A 20926-nucleotide genomic window follows, 5' to 3' on the forward strand; every position below is an offset into this window, starting at 1 on the left:
CAGATCGTCATCACAAAAAATCGGCGGCCTCGTTCCGCCCCGCAATCTCGTCCCGGAGGCGACCATGACCAATGTCGGCGCGCTGAAGGCGACGCTCTCGCTCGATGCTGCCGGGTTCGCCTCGGGGCTCCGGGGCGCAAAGACCGAGATCTCGGGGCTGAAGAAGACCGCCGAGGACGCCTCGCGCGGGTTGCGCGCGGCGGCCGGCGCGAATGCCAACCTGGTCTCGCAGTTCAACGATATTGGGGTGATGCTGGCGGCCGGCCAGAACCCGCTGCAGCTCGCGCTCCAGCAGGGCACCCAGATCAGCCAGGTGCTGACCCAGATGGGTGGCGGGACAGGGGCGCTGCGTGCCCTTGGTGCGGCCTTTGTCGGCATGCTGAACCCGGTCTCGCTTGCCACCATCGGGGTAATCGGCTTCGGCGCGGCGGCGGTGCAATGGCTGATGCCGGCGCAGGAGGAAGCCAAGAAGACAAAGGATTCCTTCGAGGCGCTGAAGGACAGCATGTCGAGCTACAATGACGCGCTCAGCGTCTCGCTGCTCTATACCGGGGCCTCAGAGGAGCAGTATGGCGAAGAGGCCCGCAAGGGCGCCGAGCTCGCCCGCCGGGTCATGGTGATGGAGGCGAACAAGACCCGCGACGCGGTCTCGGCCATCATGGCCAAGGCCTATGCCGATGCAGGGTTTGAGGCCTTCGGCGAGCGCGGCATCGACGGGGCGGGCCGGATCGAGTCGAGCAACGTCGCCGAAGCGGCCCTGCGCCTCGGGCTTGGCGACCAGAGCTGGAGCGATACTCTCTTCGCCTATGGCGGGGTGAGCCGCGAGAACCTCGCCATGGCCGAGGCGCTCGGCAACACGCTGCGCGAGATCTACAGCTATGTGAACCAGCCGATCGCGGAGGGCGGGCTCGATGATTACCTGACCGGCCTGCGCGAGCGGCTCGACGAATACTCCGAGCAGCTCCGGAAGCTGAAGGAATCGGGCGCGGACGAATCCGCCCTTGTCGCGCTCGACGAGAAGATGATCCCGCTGCAGCGCGCGCTTCTCGAAGGCGAGGCGAAGCGGGCCGAGATCCGCGCCGCCGATGCCGCCAAGGCCAATGAGCTGCTCGCCACCTTCGAGGCCCAGCTCTACATGAACCAGCTGATCACCGAGCACGGCAAGGACTCGCTCGAGGTGCGCCAGGCCGAGCTCGATGCCGAATATGACAAGCAGGTCGCGGCGATCGAAGGGCTCAATATCACCGAGGAGCAGAAGGACGCGCTCTATGACGCGCTGGCCGCACTCCATGATAACGAAAGCCAGACCCTGGCCTGGGCGGCCGCCATGGCTGAGGTCAATGCTCAGCTGCAGGGCGCCTATTCACTGATTTCGCAGATCGGCGGCGGCATGATCATGAACGCCAAGATCAACGCCGCGCGCTCGGTTCGCGAGGCCGGCGGCAGCGCCATCGAGGCCCGCCGCGCCGGCGAGCTGGCCGGACGCAAGCAGGAAATCCTGAACGGCCGCGATACGTTCGGCTCGGAATATTTCGGCATGTCGGATGACGAGCTGCAGACCCATCTCGACCAGGTCGATGCCGATTACGCGCTTCAGGACGAATGGAGCGGGCTCATCACCGAGGCGAGGAAACCGCGCGGCTCCGGACGCAAGAAAAACAGTTCGCGCAAGACCAAGACGCAGAACGGCTTCGCGCGTGCCGTCACCGAGATCGAGGGCGAGACCGCGGCCTTGCAGCGCCAGGCCGAGGCCTTGGCCGAAGTCACCGCCGTCGGGGGCGATTGGGAACGCGCGCTGAAGGTGATCGAGGAAGAGCAGAAGCTCCTGAACGACGCCCAGAAGGCCGGCGAGCCGATCACCGAGGCGCTGCGCGACCGTGTCCACCAGATGGCCGAGGCCTTTGTCGATGCCGAGGCAAAGCTCGAGCGTTTGCGCGGCAGCACCGAACAGGGCAGGGATGCCTTCCGAGATCTCTTCGGATCGGTCACCGAGGGCGCCGATGGCGTGGTGGATGCGCTGGAATCGATCATCGCCCAGATCGCCCGGATCCAGCTCGCCAAGGGAGCGATGGGGCTTCTCGACCAGACCTCATGGGGATCGGGGCTGGTCTCCGGGATCGGCAGCCTCCTGAGCTTCGATGGGGGCGGCTATACCGGCTCCGGGCCGCGCTCCGGGGGGGTTGATGGTAAGGGGGGCTACCTGGGTATCCTGCACCCGAACGAAACCGTCATCGACCACACCAAGGGGCAGGGCGGCAGTATGGTCGACGTGCGCGTCGGCGTCGACCCCGACACCGGCAACCTGACGGCCTTCGTCGAGGGCGTAAGCGGCGGCATTACTGCGCGGGCGATCGGGGCCTATGACCAGCAGATGCCCCATCGCATGCAGCAGATCTCCATGAGGCCGAGGGCGCGATGACCGTCTCTTTCCCATATACTCTTGCCCATTTCGCCAACCAGCTCGAGCTGACCAGCGTCCGGCCTGAGCTGCTGCGCTTTGACGAGCAGTCCGGATCTGGCGATGGCCGGATCTGGGCGGCGCAGCTGGCGCGGCCGCTCTGGCAGGTGTCGGGCGCGCTGCGCCCACGGTCTGCGGCCAAGGCGCGCGAGATCAATGCCAAGGCGGCGGCGCTCGATGGCAGCAACAAGACCTTCGTCTGGGCCAATCCCGTCTATGCGCCCGCTGCGGGGGCGACCACGCTTCCCGGCGTGACCGTGTCGGCGATCGCCTCCGAGCGCGGGCGGATTTCTCTTACCGGGCTGCCATCCGGTCGCGTGGTGACAGCGGGCGACTATCTCTCGATCGGCTATTCCGGGCGCTATTATTTCGGCGCCTTCGCCGAGACCCTGACCGCGAATGGCTCCGGCAATATCGCCAATATCGAGATCCGGCCCTATCTGCCGCTCGGGATCTCGGCCGGGGCGGTGGTGGAGTTAGGGCAGCCGAAGATGTTCGCCTTCATCCCGCCCGGAGGCTTCACGCCCTTCGAGGAAACACCGGACGGCAATGCCGTCGGCGCTTCGATCAGGTTGCTGCAGAAACCATGAAAAACTACGACACCGCCTTTCAACTCTCGCTCGCGGCAGCGCGGGAGAGCGGCATTGCGCCGGTCTATTTCGCCCGCTTCGTCGCCAAGAACCGCGACACCGGCGCGAACGAGTTCCTAGGCTTCTGGTCCGGCGACGAGACGATCACGCTCGATGTCGAGAACCCGACCGGTGGCGTGCAGACCCGGACCTATGTCGGGGGCTGCAACCTCTCGGTCACTGGCCTGAAATACGTGGCCGACCTGACCGACGTGCCGGTGACGGCCAGCCTGTCGCAGATCGCGGATGCGGCCCAGCAGCTGGTGCGCGGCTATGACGTGCGGCTTGCCTATGTCGAGATCCATGCCACGACCTGGACGGGCGGTGCGCTGACCAGCATCCCGCAGCTCGAATGGGTCGGGATCGTGGATGACGCCCCCGTCACGACGCCGGCGGCGGGAAGCGAGGGCAGCATCGAGCTGACGGTGCGCTCGGAGATCATGACCATGCTGACCGCGACCAACCCGGCGAAATCCTCGAACGCGCATCAGAACAGGCGCGCGGCCGGGGATCGGTTCAGCCGGTTTTCCGGCGTCATCGCGAGCAGGAGGGTGCAATGGTATCATCGGGACGACTGACCCGCCTTCCCGACTGGCGCGCGCGCTTCGCGGCCGAAATGGACCGGCAGCGCTGCTTGCCCTTTGCCTGGGGCCGGCAGGATTGCGTGATCGGGCTGGCCTGCGGGGCCGTCGAGGCGATCACCGGGGCCGATCTCGCCGTGGGCTGGCGCAGCAAGTACAAGTCGCCAAAGAGCGCGCTGAAGGCGCTCAGGGCCAAGGGATACGATGGCGTCGCGGAGCTGGTCGCGGGTCATCTGCCCGAGATCGAACCCGCCCTGGCCCGGATCGGGGACCTTGCGCTGATCGAAGATGACGGCCCGCTCGGCCATGCGATCGGCATTGTCGATGCCTCGGGCCTGATCGTGATCACCGAGACCGGTCACGGCCGTGCGCCGCGTGATCGCATGACCCGCGCCTTTCAAGTCGGATAGCACTTCATGACATTCCTGGTCTTCCTGACCGCAGCGCTCGCGCTGGCGGCCGGTCCTGCACATGCGGGCCCCGTGATGGGCATCGCGGCCTGGGTGGGCAGCACGCTGGCCGCCGGCGGCATCGGTGCTGCGTTGCTGAATCTGGGGCTGGGGCTTGCGGGCTCGCTGATCACCTCGGCGCTCGCCAAGGCGAAGCTGGGCAAGCAAGGCGTCAACGTCAATTTCGACGTGCAGTTCGGCGATGACCTGCCCTTGTCCTTCACGCTCGGCGATTACGTGACGGCCGGGAAGCGGAAATACATCGGAAGCTGGGGCAAGAATAACCGCTACATCACCGAGGTCATCGAGATCTCGTCCCTGCCGCAACCCGGCCTGAATGCGGTCTGGGTCGATGACGAGCTGGGCACCGTTCTCTGGGGCGAGGAAGACGATAACGGCACCGGCTACAACCTCGGCCATCCGATCACCAATTACGATGATGACGGCCACCGCATGTGGATCAGGTGGCATGACGGCACGCAGGCGGCGGCCGATACCATGCTGGTCAATCTTTTCAGCACCGATCCGGACTATCCCTGGAGCGCGGCGGCCATCGGCACCGGCAAGACCTATGTCGTGATCACCACGCGCTATGACAGCGACACGCTGACCAGCTACCCGGCCTTCATGTTCCAGCCGGCGCCGCTGGCGCTTTACGACATCCGCAAGGACAGCACGAATGGTGGTTCCGGCACGCATCGCTGGAATGATCGTTCGACCTGGGAGCCGAGCCGCAACCCGGTCGTCATCGCCTACAACATCATCCGTGGCATCTATTACGGCAGCGAGTGGGTCTGGGGCGGCAAGAACCTCGCGTCTTGGCGTCTGCCCGCTGCCGAATGGATCGTGGCGGCAAACGAGGCGCAGGCCCCGGTCGCGCTGGCGGATGGTTCGAACGAGGCGGCCTACCGCGTCGGGCTGGAAGTCACGGCCGACATGGAACCGGCCGATGTGCTGGAAGAGATCGCGCGCTGCGCCAACCTGCGCTTTCCCGAGGTGGGCGGGCGCATCAAGGTCGTCTGCGGTCTTCCCGGTGCTGCCGTCTTCTCCTTCACCGACGAGGACGTGGTGATCACCGAGGGGCAGAGCTTCAAGCCCTTCACCCCGCTTTCGGAAACTTACAACGCCATTTCCGCGACCTATCCCGAGCCGGTCGAGAAATGGACGATGAAGGATGCCGGCGAATATGTCGCGGCGGATCTCACCGCCGCAGATGGCGGGCGCTACCTGCCGCTGTCGGTCAGCTACCCCGCCGCGCCCTATGGCAAGCAGGTGCAGCGCCTCAAGCGGGCGCAGCTGCGTGACTTCCGCAGGGTGCGGAGACATCAGTTCCACCTGCCGCCCGATGCCTATGCGCTCGAACCGGGCGTCGACATGGTGTCCTGGACCAGCGCGCGCAACGGTTACATCAACAAGCTCTTCGTGGTTGAGGAAGTCGCCAAGACGCCGGGGATGCTCGTTGCCGTCACGCTGCGCGAGGTCGACCCGTCCGATTACGACTGGTCATCCGATTTCGAGGTGGAAGTCACGGCGACCCCGCCGAAAGTGCCGCGCCCGGTCTTGCAGACCGTCACGGGCTTCGGGGTCGAGGCAGTCCTGATCCATGACAGCAACGGCGAGGCCCGCCGCGTGGCGATCCGCGTCTGGTGCGACGGCGATGAGGTCGGCGTGACCGGGATGCGGGTCCAGGTCCGGAAGGCGGGGGAAACGGATGCGGTTATTGACGGCGTGATGCCGTGGCGAGATCCGCACAGCTGGTATGTCCATAACGTCGCGCAGCGCACATCCTACCAGGTCAGGGGGCAGCTCGTTTCCAACATTGCCCCGATCGGCATCTGGACCACGTGGCAGCCGGTGACGACCGGCGCGATCTACCTGACCGACGACGATTTTGAAGACAGCATCACGAGCCTCTTTGAAAGCGCGGGCCTCAAGGCGACCTATGATATCGAGGATCGGTCAACCCCCGGCGCATTCGTCGGGCAATTGGCGTGGTCGCGGGCGGATAATTCGCTTTACGAATGGGACGGCACGCAATGGATCCACTTCATCGCGCGCAGCCTTGAGGGCGTCCTCGACGAGACCTATTTCGCCGCCTCGATGCGCCCGCCGCGGCTGGTGGTTTCGCTGCCAGCCTCGGGCATCGGTGTGGGCGATCTGGTCGTGCTGCTCTCGACGGGTCGGCTCTATCGCTGGACCGGAACGACATGGGTCGACCAGAACGCGGCCGACCAGATCGTCGGGCAGCTGACTGCGGCCCAGATCGCAGCCGGGGCAATCGGCGTCGACCAGCTCGCAGCAAGGGTCATGGTTGCGAGCAAGGTGGCGATCACGGCCTTCGACAACCTGGTGCTCGACAACCAGATGCAAGACCTGGCGAGCTGGGGCACGAACGCCACGGCGACATGGGTCACGCATAACCCGAGTGGTGGCGTGACGACGGCGCAGGCGCAATGCCGTGGCACATTCGTGGTAAATCCGCGCCCGGACAACACGCTCACCTCGATCACAAGCGATTGGGCCAGCATCTCGCCGGGTGACGAGATCTTCGCATCTTGTCGGATCGGGGCGACGGCGGCGCATAGCTCGCGGCTGATCCTGCAGTTTGCGGATCTCTCCGGGGCGATCCTCGGCGCTGCTGCGGTCGCCAAGACCTCGATGACCTGGGGCCGGATCAGCACCTCTGGGGTCGCGCCCGAGGGTGCGGTGCTGGTACGCATCGTCCTGCGCGTCGATGACGCGGGCTATGCCGCCGGCGGATCGATCGTCTTCTCGCAGCCCGTCATGCGACGCAAAGGCGTGGGCGAGCTGATCGTCGACGGCACGATCAAGGGCACCCACATGGTCGCCCAGACCATCACCGGCGGGCTTCTCGCCTCCACCGGGATCATCACCGGTTCGGCCCAGATCGACGGGGCGATTGTCACCCGGGCGCATATCCAGACGCTTGCGGTCGACACGCTGCGGCTCGCGGATAACGCGGTGACGGTCCCGGTCGGGGCCACGAATTCGTCCGACCTGCGGCTTTACCCTGCGACGGGCGAGGTGACGCTGCTTTCGGTCTCAATGGTCAGGGAGGGGGCGCCGACAATGCTTTGGGCCACGGCCCAAATCGGCGGATACATCACCTCATCGATCGCGATGTTCCGGCTCTACCGCGACAGCACGATGATCGCGCAGTTCCCCTCGGTCTCGGGCAATGACGGCGCCCAGACCTCGGCCACCTTCGCCTTCCGGGATGCCAATCTCGGGACCGGGGCCACCACCTACAGCCTGCGCGTCGAGCGCTTCACCTCGGGCGAATATACCGGCGACCCGCAGATTGTGAACCGCTCGCTGGTGGCGATGCATGTGAAGAAATGAGGCCCAGCCATGGATGAAGAGGAAGAGGCGGCCCTGCTTGCCGAAGAGGCCCGGCTTGCCGAGCTGCTGATGCAGGGCACCCCGAACCCTGTCCTGCATTATGCGGTGATCGCGCCGGATGGGCATTCCATCCTGCAAACGGGGACCTGTCCGGCGGACATGGTCGAGCTGCAGGGTGGCGCCCTCTTTTCACTCGAGGCACCCGGGGATGTCACCGACGGCACGCATTATTGGGATGGCGAGGCATTCACCGCCTATCCGGTCAGACCCGGCCCCTGGGCGGCTTTCGACTTCGAGGCAGGCGCCTGGACCGATCCGCGCAGCGAAGCCGATCTCGCGGCCGAGCGGGCAGAGGCCTTCACCATCCTGCGCATCGCCCGCGATCGTCGCCTTGCCGCCTGCGACTGGACGCAGGTTCCGGACAATGCGCTCAGCGAGGTCGAGCGCGAGGCCTGGCGGGTCTATCGGCAAGCCCTGCGCGATGTCCCCGAGATGACCACCGATCCGACCAGCCCGAGCTGGCCGGTTCCCCCCGCATCCTGAAGCGAGACCCCCGACATGACCATTCTCACCCACCGGCGCGGCACCCGCCGGGTCTATTCCTTCATCCCCGAGACCGAGGAGGGCGAGGCCGCCGATCTCGCCGAGGCGAGCGGCGAGCTGCGCGTCTCGGCCGAGGGGATCTGCATTCCGCTTACCGGCACCATCGAGGAGGGCGCGCTGCAGGTCGACCTGCAGCCGCTCGATCTGCCGGCCGGGCAATATACCGCATCGCTCTATTTCGACTGGGGGCAGGGGCCCGAATTCGAGGGCGATCTCATCATCGACATTTCCGAGGGCTGCTGATGTCCAATATCGTCAAGGTCAAGGTGGCGCGCCGCGGCGCACGCGGCGCCCTCGAGCCAGCCGATCGGACCAATCTCAATGCCGCCGTCACGGCCAATCAGAACCTGACCGCGCTTCGGGGCGAAATGCAGGGCGCGCGCGACCAGGCTGTTGAGGCCGCTGGCTATACCGCCGATGACCTGCTCCAGACCGAGGAATATCGCGAGCAGACGGCAGCGGATCGAGCCTTGACCGAGACGGCGCGCGGGGAGGCGGCGGCTCAGGCAGCAGCGGCCGCCCAAGCGGCGGCGGCGGCCAATCAACTGGACCTTTGCGCGACCAGGACGTTTGAGAACGGCATTGGCACATGGCTCAACACCACGGCAGCACGGGGCGATCTGACGGCGGTTTCAGGAGCGCTTGTCTTCACCAAGAACGCCTCCGGAAGCGTGGTGACCCTGGTCGACGGTCCGTTCCGCGCGGTCTTTGACCGCAGCACGGTCACGGTCCAGATGGATCTTTCCCGGTCCTTCACCGAGGCGGGCGCATCTGCCATGGTCGTGCAGATCGGTGTCGAGGTGGCATTGGACGCCGCCGGGACCGGTGCCCAGCTCATCTATAGCAACGTCACCATTCCGCTCGACAGGCAGGTGCACCGCACGGTCACGATCAACATCCCCACGGGATACCGGTTCGGCCGAGTGCTTGTCCGCATGTCGAGCGCCGCGCTGGGGGATGTGCTGCGCGTCAGCGCGCCGTCATGCCAGGATCAGCGCATCTATGCGCCCTCTCTCGATCTCGGGCGAGGGCGGTTCGATCTCTCCGGCCTCATGCCGACCCCGGCAGATGCAGCGGACCGTCTGCTTGTCGGCACCCTGAACAGCGCGCTCATCCAGGCAGCCTGGGATGCGGCGCCCAATTCAGATAAGGCGGTTGTCATCCCGCGCGGAGAATGGGCGATGACTAGGCTCATCATGCCTGCGGCTGGCAACTGGACCTTCGAAATGCCAAGCGGTTCGGCTCTGCGCCCTGTCGCAACGGAAGCGCAGGGGTTTATCAGGCAGAACAACTGGTCAACCCTAGATAACTGGTTAGAGAAATGCCGGATCTTCGGCATGAAGATCAACCCGTTCACCGAAATGGCTTCCATTACCCTGGACAAATCCGGTCCTTTGATGGAAGCCCCGTTCCAGGGTAACTGCCTTGTTGGCCGTTTTGCCAATAGCCCGGATATTCATGATCTGGATTTTACCTTCAGCAGGGACCAGGCGCTTCTGACTTATCTTTGGCGGTCGGAAATCAACGGCATCAAATTCTACACCGAAGACTCTGGCGGAGGGTCTGGTGGTATCCGCTGGAATGGCGGCTATGAGAGCGTCATCCGGGGCATCCGCGGGCAATCAGGCGATGATTGCCTGATGATGTTCAACCGGGCGATCTACAACGGCACAATTTACGGCATGACCAGATGTGGCTATTCCGATGCCGTTGTCGGCTGCGCCCGGGCTCGCGTTCTGCTCGTCCATACCGGAGATGAGCCGACCGAAGACGATGACGGATCGACGGTAAACGGCGATATCGTCGATTGCTTTGCGCATAACATCAGCACGCAAAGTTTCAGCGATACCAACTCGAATCGTATGTCCATCGCGGCACCGAACACCGCCAGGATCGAGAACTTCAGCCTGCAGGTGACCGGGCACAAGATGGATTACTGCTCGCTTGAATATGGCGAGTCGAAGCTGAACCGGAACCGGAATGACTGCGCTTTGCGCATCAGCGGGCATATCAAGGGGCTGAAGGCCGATATCGTTGTCGACAGCAACGACTCCCACCACGCCGTCGCCATCGCCGATTTGAGCCACATTGGTGGCACCATCTATTACCCCGAAGATGTCCATGTCACCCTGCGCGGCCGAAGCGCGGCATATGTGCCGGACAGCTACGGCGCGGATCTGCCGGGTGCTTACCATGACGATGAAAGCACCGTGGTGCGCATCCACGGCGCCAAAAATTCCAGTATCCATTTCATCGATTTCCAGGGCGGCGCGGGACGCCCTGGAATCGTCGCGACCCAGACCGAGAACCTGAAGATCACTGGGTCTCTCTCCCTAGATGCCGCAGATCAATATGCGGTCTGGGCGCCGGATAGTGCCAATGCGGTGAGCAGCAACAGGCTGCTCGGATCGCCGGGCACGACCAACAATCTGACGATGTGGCAGGTCGATGCCGTCGCGCCGCAGAATGTCGGTCTGAGTATCGATCTTCGGGTGACCGGAACCTTCCTGCCGACCGATCTCTCGAACCTGAGCGCGCAGACGGCCAAAGTTACCCTGAGTGGTGACGCTCCGGCTGGGCTGGCCGCGGGCCGACATCCGTTCAGAGGCTGGAAAGGCGATGCCATGCCGAGCGAGGGGACATGGAACGCCGGGTCGATTGCCGAGCTGAAAACGCCGGTCCTGTCCGGAAGCGACCTCGTGACAGGCTACCTGCGGCTGAATTCCGGAAGCTCCCATATCCTGGGCACGAACTGGAAAGAGATCAGGGTCTAGGGGAGGATCGCTCTCGCGGATCTCGATTGCGGATCAATCTATGGGCAGGAGATCCGGGGAAACCTCGCCAATCCGAACAAGGCTTCCCCTTCTCACCAACACGGCGTCCGCAGTCCGTGTGCGCGGATCTACTGCGTCACCGATGCGCGCAGGCTGGTGAATGAATGCAGCCCTGTCAATGAGGGTGTGCCGGTCGCGCAGTGGTGCCGGCTAAGCGCCAGGCAAAAAGAAGAAACCTCGCTGCTGCGGACAGCGAGGTTTCCCCATGGATTAAGGTATCGGACTGCCGAGCAGAAGTTTGGCACCCTCGCTCTGCCAGATAAGGCTGCGGCTCCTGCAAAAATATGTCAAGGGAATCTCGTTGCGGGATCGGCTGCGAGCATAGCCTGAACGAAGAAACCTCGCTGCACGGACAACGAGGCTTCCCCGTCCTATAGGTATCGGACTGCCGAGCGGACTTCTGACTTTCCTGCCAGCCCCATAACGCTGGGCCTGTTCGCGCGAACCGTCAACAAGAAAGTTACAGCGGATCGGACTCGTGACCGGGCGCAATCCCAAGGAAGAAACCTCGCTCATGACCGGCGAGGTTAGCATGCCGATGCTGCGCCGATCCCTTCAATCCGTCAATAAATGGCTGCCAATCCAAGCAGGGCAGCTCCTCTTGTTGTCCGACCAATGGAAACCGCCTTCATGACACAATCGATCGAAAGCCAGGGGCGGCGCATCGTCCCGACCCTCGGCTTCTTCCTGGACCGTCTCTGGGTCTGGATCACCGGCATCCTGTTCTGGGTGATCGGCGCTGTCTTCCTCGCGATCTTCACGCCCTTCTGGGGCAATGTGCAGGCCATCTGGCAAAGCCCGGCGACGCTCACGGCCTTGCAGCACGACCTGCTGGCGCTGCGCTCGGACCTGGCCGCCGCAACGGGGGACAATCGGGTGATCCGGCAAACCCCGGGACTGAGCTACGTGACCGAGCCGGTTCATGTGGGCGACAAGGTCGTGCTCAACCTGGTGATCGAGCGGACCGCGCTTGGATCGCGCTGCATCTTCACCAGTGGGCAGAGCCTCTTCACCGAGGCGGGGGGCGTCATCACGCCGGGGTCGCCCGTCGCTCCCACGCGTCAGATCGGTGAAGAGCAAACCCGACTGCGCATCGGGCTGACACCACCCGAGACGCTGCGGCCCGGGCGGATCGAGCTCTACCTGGCGCTGGAATATGACTGCGACGGACGGCGGGTCTTCGACCGCACCGACGTGGTCACCTATCAGCTGATGCCGCGCCCCTGACCCAACCCACATTCGCACCCACCACACCCGCCACTGGCGGGTTTTTCTTTTTGCGAGGACAGCATGAAGACCAATGACGCTGGTTTGCAGATCATCAAGGACAGCGAAGGCCTGCGCCTGGCAGCCTATTACGACACGGGCAGAGTGCTCACGATCGGATATGGCCACACCTCGGCGGCCGGATCTCCGAGGGTCGCGGTCGGCATGACCATCACGGCGACCGAAGCCGATGAGATCCTGCGGCGCGATGTGGCAGGGGCGGAGGCCGCAGTTGCGGAGCTCGTGACGGTCGATCTGACCGAGAACCAGTTCTCGGCTCTCGTCAGCTTCGTCTTCAACATCGGCCGCGGCCAGTTCGCCGCCTCCACATTGCTGCGCAAGCTGAACGCCGGCGCCGATCCAGCGTCCGAGTTCGATCGCTGGATCTATGACGACGGGGTCAGGCTGAACGGGCTCGTGACCAGGCGCGCCAAGGAACGGGCCCTGTTCGAGAAGCCGATCGCGGGAACGCCGGCGGAAAGCTGGGAAAAGCAGCTCCAGCGCCAGCTTGCGGCCCTCGGGCTCTACACCGCGAAGATCGACGGCATCTGGGGCCCGCTATCGCAGGCCGCGCTCGAGAAGTTCGAGCTCGCCGCCCAAAGCATCCTGGCACTGGCGTGAAACTGTCACCGGTTCTGCCGCGCTTCCCCGATGAGGAGGCGGCACGACCCCGGGCGCGCAAAATCCTGAAAGAACTGAGAGAGGACGAAGATGGACGCGATCATGCATGCGGTTCTGCCGCAACTGCTGGAAATTGCCGGGCTGATCCTGACCGGCGTGCTGACCTGGGCTGCAGCCAAGGCAAAGGCCAAATGGGGGATCGAGATCGAGGCCAGGCATCGCGAGGCGCTGCACTCGGCGATCATGACGGGCATCAACCTGGCGCTCAGCAAGGGCCTGACCGCTCAGGCGGCCGTTGATGCCGCGCTGAACTATGCGGTCAAGTCCGTGCCTGACGCGATCGGCGCGCTCAAGCCGTCGACTGAGACGATTGCCGATCTGGCGAAGGCCAAGCTGCAAGAGGCCGCTCTCCGGGGAATCAAGTCACTGGGCTGATGCGCTTAGCCAGATGTTCAGGGAGGACCGCGGCCGCCGCTGATCGAGTTGCTGCCGGGTAGATCACAACTCCTCCCACCCGGCTCGCAACCAAACAATCGATACAAGGAAATTGTTGTCATTGCTAACGTGAGTCGGGAAGTTGGCGAAATGGACAAGAAATCTCCGGTGCGGAGCGGCCAATGGGCACGACGCGGGCGGTTTTATGCTTGAACAAAGTCGGGACGTCCGGCCTGGACATGAGCGGCAAGACGGTCGGAGCCATCATGTATCCGACAACCAAATCGTTCCACTGAGCGAAAAACCTGACCCCACTGACATCTGCCAGATGCTTGGATGCTGACGGTCTCACTATGCGGCAATATTCAGGTTGCAGAGGCCTCCACGACCAGCAAATATTTCGCAGCATTTTCATTTCGAATGGGAGCGTCAAAAGGCTTTGACGTTCCCCCAAAATTGCCGAGGGCTGACGATGAGAGATACCAGCATCATTTTCGTACTGGACCCTCCCAAACTCATAGCGGACGGCATCCTTCTCGTGGCGTCGATCCGGCGCCACATGCCGGACACCGAAGTGATCGGCTATTGTCCGGCCGAGAAGGCCGAGATGATCCCGCCCCAGGTCAGCGAGTTCTTCAAGGCGAACAACGCCGAGATCCGCTATTTCGAGGCGACCGGGAAATTCGATCCACCCTACCCGCATGGCAACAAGATCCTGGCCTCCGCCGAGCCGCGCTCGACCGGCTTCACTCTGTTTCTCGATACGGATATCGTGCTCTGGCAGGCTTTCGAACCTTCCGAGATCCTGCACGACAACACCGTCTCGGCGGCGCCCGAAGGCGTGATGACATGGGGAAAATCCTCGGAAAGCTGGCCGCGCGTCTACAAGATGTTCGACATGGAGCCCCCCGAGGAAACGATCAACCTTGCGCGGAGCGGCCGTCCTTCGAAACCTTATTTCAATGCGGGCGTGGTCGGCTTTCCGAACGTGGCCGTCGCCGGTTTTCCGAATTTCGGTGCGCTCTGGCTGGATACGGCGCAGAAGATCGGTGCCAACCCCAAGGTCGAGGAAAGTCGCCCATGGCTCGACCAGATCTCCATGCCGGTGGCGATCGCTCGGGCGGGCTGGGCTTACCTCCTTCTCGAGAACCGCTGGAACCTGTCGCTGTCGCGCAAGGAAGCCGAGCCTGACATGCCCGGCAAGAAGCTTGAGCGCATCGACGAAACCGTAAGCCGCATGAACGGCGAAGATGCCGTGATCCTGCATTACCATTCGCCAAAGTTCCTCTATGGCACGCGCTATGAAGGCTATTTCGAGGACCTGACCAGGGAATTCACCTGCTTCTCGAAACTTGAGGAGATGAGCCCGAACAATCTGACAAGTTTCCTTGCGCAGAAGCAGGCCACGGACAAGATCAAGGAAATAAAGGCCATCCCGAAAGAAGAACGAACCGCGGAGCAAAAGGCCGAGGCCACCGAATCCAAGCGACAACGCCGCGACCTGAGACAGGCTGTCCGCAACCCCGATTTCGCGAGCTGGCCGGATTCCATTCTGCCGGCCCAAGGCTAGATGCGAACTGATTTGCATCATTGCTATAAAGCATATCGTATAATGGAATGATGAATTGCTTCAAGTCATTGGGCTTTGCCGCTTCTCGTACCCGACATTCAATGGGCAAGGTTTCAAAGAGCCCTTGAAATATAATAACACTCAGCTCCGATATAGACTTAACTTGTTTGAAAAAATTTGCCTTCCTAGCATTGTGTCGCAAACTGACCATAGATTCGTTTTGGTCATATTGGTCGGAGAGAACATGCCATATCTTGGTGAGCTTCGGCGGCTTGTTAGAAATCGAAATCAAATAGTAATATTCAAGCAACCAGAACATCTGCCACACTTAGAAGCGTGCGCAAGAGCGATGAACGAGTACAGGAAGGATCGCGCCACGCATATTGCTGAGTTTTGCATGGATGACGATGACGCTGTCCACAAGACATTCATCGAAAAAACTAGGAATATATTTAGAATAGTCAAGCCGATGTTAGATGATGGGAGCCCCGTAGAACTTGATTTCTGCAGAGGTTTCGCTGCCCGTTACGACGAGAATTCATTGACGTTGAAGCATGTGGTAATGCCACACTGGACGCCCGCGCAGGTTATTTTTCAGCTCGCATCATCAAAGAAAAATATATTTGCGTTCAACCACTATCGCTTCTGGCGAAACCGCACATGTGTCTCAGTTGGAGAAAGTCCAATGTTTGTAAGAACTTTCCATGGACACAACGATAGCGGAACAAAATGGGAAAACATGCTGCATGAAGGTGGGTGTGGCGATCCCAGAAAAATTCTATCAGAAGAATTTGGAATAGGCGACATCCGTGCTGCATTTGGGTAAGAGCGCTGAACTGAATAATTTTTGTGAAAAAGTTTCTTTAGCAAAACCAGGCGCCGCTAGGCGCTTCACTCGGCGATCATGACGGGCATGAACTTGAAGCTCAGCAAGTGGCTAACAGCGCAGGCGGTCGTCGATTCTGCTCTGGACTATGCGGTCAAATCCGTTCCTGGCGCCCTCAAGCAGTCGTCCAGGACGATTGCCCATTTGCCGATCGCCAAGAAGGCAGGAGTCGGATTCTCGAATGCGGTTCATCCAAAATCGTTGCCAGCGCGACTGCGTGGACATGACGAGTGGAACTCTTAGGTGAATGCTTCCAGCGAGATCGCTACGCTGCTACAGAGATCGCTGCTAGACCTACGACAGGTATTGAGATGAGCGCTCGTTGGACACGCCGACGCACATGGCCAGATACGCTGCCGAATGCGGAATGTTTCTGGACGGTCTTCCGCGATGATCTCGCTGTCGGCGAGGTGCGGCCTGAGCACCAGTTCAGCCCCGAGAAGCCTTGGTCTTGGACAACACTGACCTCACCCACGAAGCAAGGGAGAGCTGCCTCTTTTGCTGTGGCATTGGAGTGTGTGAAGCGTTCGGCGGGCGATCTGCCGCTGCTTCCGCCATCTGAGCCGATGGGGTAGATGACCCGACGATGCGCTGCGCAACGGCAGGTTATGCGGTTTGCAAAGTGCGTGTAACCCATTGATGCAAAAATGGTTGGTTAACCAAGGGTTTGATATAATTCTGTTTGATAACAACTTTTGGTAATGGTTTTGGGTACCGTAGGCCGGAGGTTCGAATCCTCTCGCCCCGACCAGTTTCTCAGCATGAACCGACCTTGTGTTCTGACCGGTGCGAAAGAAAATTGCGCGCTTGGGTTATGGCAAGTCCTTTCCGCCCTTGCCCTTTCCCTATCCCCCCCATAGAACGCGCCCCTGATATCCTGTGGCTGCTGGGGGCAAGGAAATGCCGCTTCTGGTAATGAAATTTGGCGGCACTTCGGTTGCCGATCTCGAGCGGATCAAGAACGCTGCGATGAAGGTCAAGCGCGAGGTCGATCGCGGTTATGACGTCATCGTCATCGTCAGTGCCATGTCGGGCAAGACGAACGAGCTGGTCGGCTGGGTCGAAGGGACTTCGCCCCTGTTCGACGCGCGTGAATATGACGCGGTCGTCGCTTCGGGCGAAAACGTGACGGCCGGGCTCATGGCGCTGACGCTGCAGGAAATGGAAGTTCCCGCGCGCAGCTGGCAGGGCTGGCAAGTGCCGATCAATACGACCTCCGCGCATTCCGCCGCACGCTTCGTGGACATCCCGCGCGAGAATATCGACACGAAATTCGCCGAGGGCATGAAGGTTGCCGTGGTCGCGGGCTTCCAGGGCGTCTCGCCCGAGGGACGCATCACGACGCTGGGCCGGGGCGGGTCGGATACGACGGCCGTCGCCTTTGCCGCAGCCTTCGGAGCAGAGCGCTGCGACATCTATACGGACGTGGACGGCGTCTATACCACCGATCCGCGCATTACCTCGAAAGCGCGCAAGCTTGAAAAGATCGCCTTCGAGGAAATGCTTGAACTGGCCAGCCTTGGTGCCAAGGTGCTCCAGACCCGCTCGGTCGAGCTGGCGATGCGCTACAAGGTCCGCCTGAGGGTGCTGTCCTCATTCGAGGAAACGGACGAGAAATCCGGCACCCTGGTTTGCGATGAGGATGAAATCATGGAATCGAAAGTCGTCAACGGCGTCGCCTATTCCCGCGAAGAAGCCAAGATCACCCTGGTCACCGTCGAAGACAAGCCGGGTATCTCGGCCGCAATCTTTGCACCGCTGGCTGAAGCTGGCGTGAACGTCGATATGATCGTCCAGAACATTTCGGAAAAGGACTACGAGGAATATCCCGGCTCGGTCACCGACATGACCTTTTCCTGCCCGGTGAACCAGGTTGCCCGTGCGCGCAAGGCCATGGAAGAAGCCCGTGCCGCGGGCACGATCGATTACGAGGAACTGGTGGTCGATACCGAGGTTGCCAAGGTTTCGGTCGTCGGGATCGGCATGCGCAGCCATGCGGGAGTGGCGGCGCGCATGTTCAAGGCGCTCGCCGATGAGAACATCAACATCAAGGTCATCTCCACGAGCGAGATCAAGATTTCGGTTTTGATCGATCGCAAATATATGGAACTTGCGGTTCAGGCGCTGCATGATGCCTTCGAACTGGAACAGGCCTGAGTGAGCGATCGGGCCGTGATCGGAGGATCTGTGCCCGAACGCAAGGACAGCGATTCGCGCAAGCTGCTTTTGCGGCTTCGCGAGATCTTGGCAGCGCCCGGAGGAGGGCAGGACCGCCTCGACCAGATCACCCATCACATCGCCGATTCGATGAGAACCGAGGTGTGCTCGATCTATCTTTTCCGCGACGCCGAAACGCTCGAACTCTGGGCGACAGAGGGGCTGAAGCCCGAATCCGTTCACAAGACGCGCCTGCGTCTGGGCGAAGGTCTTGTCGGCCGCGTCGCCCGTTCGGGGCGCCATGTGAACACCGCGGATGCACCCTCGGAACCCGGCTTCCGCTACATGCCCGAGACGGGCGAAGAGGTCTATTCCAGCTTTCTGGGTGTGCCGGTCCAGCGCGTGGGTGAAAAGCTTGGCGTGCTTGTCGTCCAGTCCCGCGATGCCCGGCAGTTTTCGGATGATGAGGTCTACGGGCTGGAAGTCGTTGCGATGGTTTTGGCCGAGATGGCCGAATTGGGTGCGTTTCAAAGTGCCCAGCTGGACGGAACGCCGCTCCAACACCGTTTTCCGACCATGATCAGGGGCGGCACCGCGCAGGAGGGTGTGGCAGAAGGCCGCGTCTGGCTGCACGAGCCGCGTGTCGTCGTCACGAACCCGGTGGGCGAGGACCCTCAGAAGGAAAAGGCGCGCCTGACCGAGGCCGTGGCCATGTTGCGGATGAAGGTCGATTCCATGCTTGCCGATCCCGAGATGAACTCGGGCGACGGTGCCGAGGTCATGGAAACCTATCGCATGTTCGCCCATTCCCGCAGTTGGTTGCGCCGGATGGAAGAGGCGATCGATCGCGGCCTCTCCGCCGAGGCGGCCGTCGAGAAGGAGCAAAGCCAGGCGCGGGCGCGGCTGGAAAGCGCGTCTGACCATTACCTTCGGGATCGACTGCACGATCTGGATGACCTTGCGAACCGGCTTCTGCGCATCCTGACCGGGCAAGGCAAGGATACCGGCGCCGAAATGCCCGAAGACCCAATTCTGGTCGCCAGGAATATCGGCCCCGCCGAGCTTCTGGACTATGGGCGCAAGCTCAGGGGCGTGGTGCTCGAGGAAGGCTCGGTGGGGAGCCATGCCACCGTCGTGGCCCGCGCGCTGTCCATTCCCTTGGTCATTCATGCCGAACGCATCACGACAGAGGCGCTCAACGGAGATTCGATCCTGGTCGACGGCGATATGGGGGTCGTCCACCTTCGTCCCGAAGATACCGTGGCAAAAGCCTTCCGCGACAAGATGGCGATGCAGGCCGAAGCGCAGAAACGCTATGCCGGCCTGCGTGATCTGCCTGCCACCGCGAAATGCGGCACCACCATCCAGCTATACATGAATGCCGGCCTGATGGCTGACCTGCCGAGCCTGCAGAATTCTGGCGCCGAAGGGGTAGGGCTGTTTCGGACCGAATTGCAGTTCCTTGCGCGCACGCGCGTGCCCCGACGCGGAGAGCTGGCGGGGCTTTATGCCAAGGTGCTCGAGAACGCCCAGGGCAAGCCGGTGATGTTCCGCACGCTCGATATCGGCTCGGACAAGGTGCTGCCTTATATGAAGCCGCAAGACGAGCCGAACCCGGCCATGGGCTGGCGCGCGATCCGCGTCGGGCTCGACAAGCGTGGCGTGCTTCGGATGCAGCTTCAGGCCCTGATCCGAGCCTCGGTCGGGCGCCCGCTTTACGTCATGTTCCCCTTTGTCACCGAGATGGGGGAATACGAGGAAGCGCATCGCCTGCTGATGGAGCAGATGGCGCGGGAGCAGCGGCTTGGCCATGAATTGCCCAGTGATGTGCGGGTCGGCGCGATGCTCGAAACCCCGTCGCTGGCCTTTGCGCCAAGAAAGTTCTTCGAGATGTGCGACTTCATTTCCGTTGGCGGGAATGATCTGAAACAGTTCTTCTTTGCGGCCGATCGCGAAAATGAACGCGTGCGGCGGCGCTACGATTCGCTCAATACGACCTTCATTGCCCTGCTCGAACAGATCCTGCAGCGCTGCCACGAGGCGCGCGTGCCGGTGTCTTTCTGCGGTGAGGATGCCGGCCGTCCCATCGAGGCCGTGACCTTTGCTGCACTGGGATTCCGGCGGCTCTCGATGCGCCCGGCCTCGATCGGTCCGATCAAGCACCTGATCAGGCGGGTCGACCTGAGTGAACTGAGGCGGGTCATCGACGATGCACGCGACCTGGGCGAAACGAACCTGCGCCATACCGTGACGGATTGGCTGGCGCGTCAGTAGGGCCGGGGCACTTGCCGGGTCGACGGAAATCTTCGTGGAAAATTCCGGGAAAAACGCCTGGCCGAAAAATCTCCGGATGGTCGCAGAGCACGCCGCCAGATTCTGGACGTCGGAAGGCAGCCTTTCGAAATGGCTCACTTAGCGAAGGCTTGCCCATCCTTGCCGGTGTCTAGCTCTCTCGACGGTTTCCGCGAGGAGCTGATCTGTTCGTGGAGACCATTATGGCAAATGTCTTAGGTACGAACGGCAATGGCGTCCTGAACGGTACTGCTCATGCCGGTTCATTCCTCGGCTACGCCGGTGACGGCAATGACATCGTGGATGGCGGAACCGGCACCGATTACTTCGATGGCTGGAATGGAAAAGACTAACTGGCGGGCGGCGGTGGCGAAGACGTGTTCCGGTTCTTCAGCACCACCGATTCGGATGCCGCGAACGGCTTCGATACGATCAGTGAGTTTGAAGGCATCGGGAACCAGCCGGCCGGTGTGGTCAAGGACGTGATCGACGTGTCGGGCGTCTATTCCGGCACGCTGACCGTCAATGGCACCACGGCAGGAGGGATGGGCACCCTTTGGCTCGAGAATGTGGGCAAGAACACTTGGGTGCATATCAACACTGATGCCAACGCGGCTGCGGAGATCTCGGTGCAGATCGCCGACGGAACATCCTTCGATGCGAGCATGTACACGGCCGGAGACTTCGTTCCCTGACAAACCCTTGAGACGCAAACGGGGCGAGGCCGGACAAGGCCCGACCCTTCAAGTCTCGTCCGCAAGAGGAATGGACATGGTCGAAAA

General features: G+C 62.1%; 17 protein-coding genes. All 17 read left to right on the forward strand.

Annotated elements, in window-relative coordinates; all coding sequences use genetic code 11:
* Positions 1-64 precede the first annotated feature (64 nt).
* The 17 genes from RGQ15_RS07165 (at position 65) to RGQ15_RS07245 (ending at position 20839) form a co-directional block, all read left to right on the forward strand.
* A complete protein-coding gene (locus tag RGQ15_RS07165) occupies positions 65-2419 on the forward strand; it encodes a phage tail length tape measure family protein (protein WP_311159532.1) in 2355 nt (784 codons plus the stop codon).
* A complete protein-coding gene (locus tag RGQ15_RS07170) occupies positions 2416-3048 on the forward strand; it encodes a hypothetical protein (protein ID WP_311159533.1) in 633 nt (210 codons plus the stop codon). The genes RGQ15_RS07165 and RGQ15_RS07170 overlap by 4 nt, the downstream gene beginning before the upstream one ends.
* A complete protein-coding gene (locus RGQ15_RS07175) occupies positions 3045-3665 on the forward strand; it encodes a hypothetical protein (protein ID WP_311159534.1) in 621 nt (206 codons plus the stop codon). Before RGQ15_RS07170 ends, RGQ15_RS07175 begins: the two co-directional genes overlap by 4 nt.
* The gene (locus RGQ15_RS07180; RefSeq protein WP_311159535.1) at positions 3644-4078 is read left to right on the forward strand and encodes a DUF6950 family protein; all 435 of its coding nucleotides are present in this window, start codon (positions 3644-3646) and stop codon (positions 4076-4078) included. Before RGQ15_RS07175 ends, RGQ15_RS07180 begins: the two co-directional genes overlap by 22 nt.
* A 6-nt stretch (positions 4079-4084) precedes the next feature.
* Positions 4085-7480: a phage tail protein gene (locus RGQ15_RS07185; RefSeq protein WP_311159536.1), complete on the forward strand. Its 3396-nt coding sequence runs from the start codon at positions 4085-4087 to the stop codon at positions 7478-7480.
* A 9-nt stretch (positions 7481-7489) separates the two neighbouring features.
* On the forward strand, positions 7490-8023 hold the full coding sequence (locus RGQ15_RS07190) for a tail fiber assembly protein (protein WP_311159537.1): 534 nt from the start codon (positions 7490-7492) through the stop codon (positions 8021-8023).
* Positions 8024-8038: 15 nt separating this feature from the next.
* Positions 8039-8326 (forward strand): hypothetical protein, encoded by a 288-nt coding sequence (locus RGQ15_RS07195; RefSeq protein ID WP_311159538.1) that lies wholly within the window; start codon positions 8039-8041, stop codon positions 8324-8326.
* Positions 8326-10857 carry a hypothetical protein gene (locus RGQ15_RS07200; protein ID WP_311159539.1) on the forward strand — a complete coding sequence of 844 codons (2532 nt, stop codon included), beginning with the start codon at positions 8326-8328 and terminating at the stop codon, positions 10855-10857. Before RGQ15_RS07195 ends, RGQ15_RS07200 begins: the two co-directional genes overlap by 1 nt.
* Positions 10858-11547: 690 nt before the next feature.
* The gene (locus tag RGQ15_RS07205; RefSeq protein ID WP_311159540.1) at positions 11548-12144 is read left to right on the forward strand and encodes a hypothetical protein; all 597 of its coding nucleotides are present in this window, start codon (positions 11548-11550) and stop codon (positions 12142-12144) included.
* Positions 12145-12207: 63 nt separating this feature from the next.
* A complete protein-coding gene (locus RGQ15_RS07210) occupies positions 12208-12804 on the forward strand; it encodes a glycoside hydrolase family protein (protein WP_311159541.1) in 597 nt (198 codons plus the stop codon).
* A 90-nt stretch (positions 12805-12894) separates the two neighbouring features.
* Entirely contained in the window at positions 12895-13239 is a 345-nt protein-coding gene (locus RGQ15_RS07215) for a hypothetical protein (protein ID WP_311159542.1), read from the forward strand.
* A gap of 472 nt (positions 13240-13711) precedes the next feature.
* Positions 13712-14809, forward strand: a complete 1098-nt coding sequence (locus RGQ15_RS07220) for a hypothetical protein (protein WP_311159543.1) — start codon at positions 13712-13714, stop codon at positions 14807-14809.
* Positions 14810-14864: 55 nt separating this feature from the next.
* Complete coding sequence (locus RGQ15_RS07225; RefSeq protein ID WP_311159544.1) at positions 14865-15635, forward strand: glycosyltransferase; 771 nt, start codon at positions 14865-14867, stop codon at positions 15633-15635.
* 960 nt (positions 15636-16595) lie between these two features.
* Positions 16596-17852 (forward strand): aspartate kinase, encoded by a 1257-nt coding sequence (locus RGQ15_RS07230; protein ID WP_311159545.1) that lies wholly within the window; start codon positions 16596-16598, stop codon positions 17850-17852.
* Positions 17853-17882: 30 nt separating this feature from the next.
* Entirely contained in the window at positions 17883-20126 is a 2244-nt protein-coding gene (ptsP, locus tag RGQ15_RS07235; RefSeq protein ID WP_311161057.1) for a phosphoenolpyruvate--protein phosphotransferase, read from the forward strand.
* A 221-nt stretch (positions 20127-20347) separates the two neighbouring features.
* On the forward strand, positions 20348-20497 hold the full coding sequence (locus RGQ15_RS07240) for a hypothetical protein (RefSeq protein WP_311159546.1): 150 nt from the start codon (positions 20348-20350) through the stop codon (positions 20495-20497).
* Positions 20498-20521: 24 nt separating this feature from the next.
* Complete coding sequence (locus RGQ15_RS07245) at positions 20522-20839, forward strand: hypothetical protein (protein WP_311159547.1); 318 nt, start codon at positions 20522-20524, stop codon at positions 20837-20839.
* Positions 20840-20926: the final 87 nt, after the last annotated feature.

Source organism: Paracoccus sp. MBLB3053, from assembly GCF_031822435.1.
GTDB classification, from domain to species: Bacteria; Pseudomonadota; Alphaproteobacteria; order Rhodobacterales; family Rhodobacteraceae; genus Paracoccus; species Paracoccus aurantius.

Excerpts from the sequence above, each read along its gene's own strand:
- RGQ15_RS07165 (WP_311159532.1), top strand. The coding sequence starts at position 65 with ATGACCAATGTCGGCGCGCTGAAGGCGACGCTCTCGCTCGATGCTGCC.
- RGQ15_RS07170 (WP_311159533.1), top strand. The coding sequence starts at position 2,416 with ATGACCGTCTCTTTCCCATATACTCTTGCCCATTTCGCCAACCAGCTC.
- RGQ15_RS07175 (WP_311159534.1), top strand. The coding sequence starts at position 3,045 with ATGAAAAACTACGACACCGCCTTTCAACTCTCGCTCGCGGCAGCGCGG.
- RGQ15_RS07180 (WP_311159535.1), top strand. The coding sequence starts at position 3,644 with ATGGTATCATCGGGACGACTGACCCGCCTTCCCGACTGGCGCGCGCGC.
- RGQ15_RS07185 (WP_311159536.1), top strand. The coding sequence starts at position 4,085 with ATGACATTCCTGGTCTTCCTGACCGCAGCGCTCGCGCTGGCGGCCGGT.
- RGQ15_RS07190 (WP_311159537.1), top strand. The coding sequence starts at position 7,490 with ATGGATGAAGAGGAAGAGGCGGCCCTGCTTGCCGAAGAGGCCCGGCTT.
- RGQ15_RS07195 (WP_311159538.1), top strand. The coding sequence starts at position 8,039 with ATGACCATTCTCACCCACCGGCGCGGCACCCGCCGGGTCTATTCCTTC.
- RGQ15_RS07200 (WP_311159539.1), top strand. The coding sequence starts at position 8,326 with ATGTCCAATATCGTCAAGGTCAAGGTGGCGCGCCGCGGCGCACGCGGC.
- RGQ15_RS07205 (WP_311159540.1), top strand. The coding sequence starts at position 11,548 with ATGACACAATCGATCGAAAGCCAGGGGCGGCGCATCGTCCCGACCCTC.
- RGQ15_RS07210 (WP_311159541.1), top strand. The coding sequence starts at position 12,208 with ATGAAGACCAATGACGCTGGTTTGCAGATCATCAAGGACAGCGAAGGC.
- RGQ15_RS07215 (WP_311159542.1), top strand. The coding sequence starts at position 12,895 with ATGGACGCGATCATGCATGCGGTTCTGCCGCAACTGCTGGAAATTGCC.
- RGQ15_RS07220 (WP_311159543.1), top strand. The coding sequence starts at position 13,712 with ATGAGAGATACCAGCATCATTTTCGTACTGGACCCTCCCAAACTCATA.
- RGQ15_RS07230 (WP_311159545.1), top strand. The coding sequence starts at position 16,596 with ATGCCGCTTCTGGTAATGAAATTTGGCGGCACTTCGGTTGCCGATCTC.
- RGQ15_RS07240 (WP_311159546.1), top strand. The coding sequence starts at position 20,348 with ATGGCAAATGTCTTAGGTACGAACGGCAATGGCGTCCTGAACGGTACT.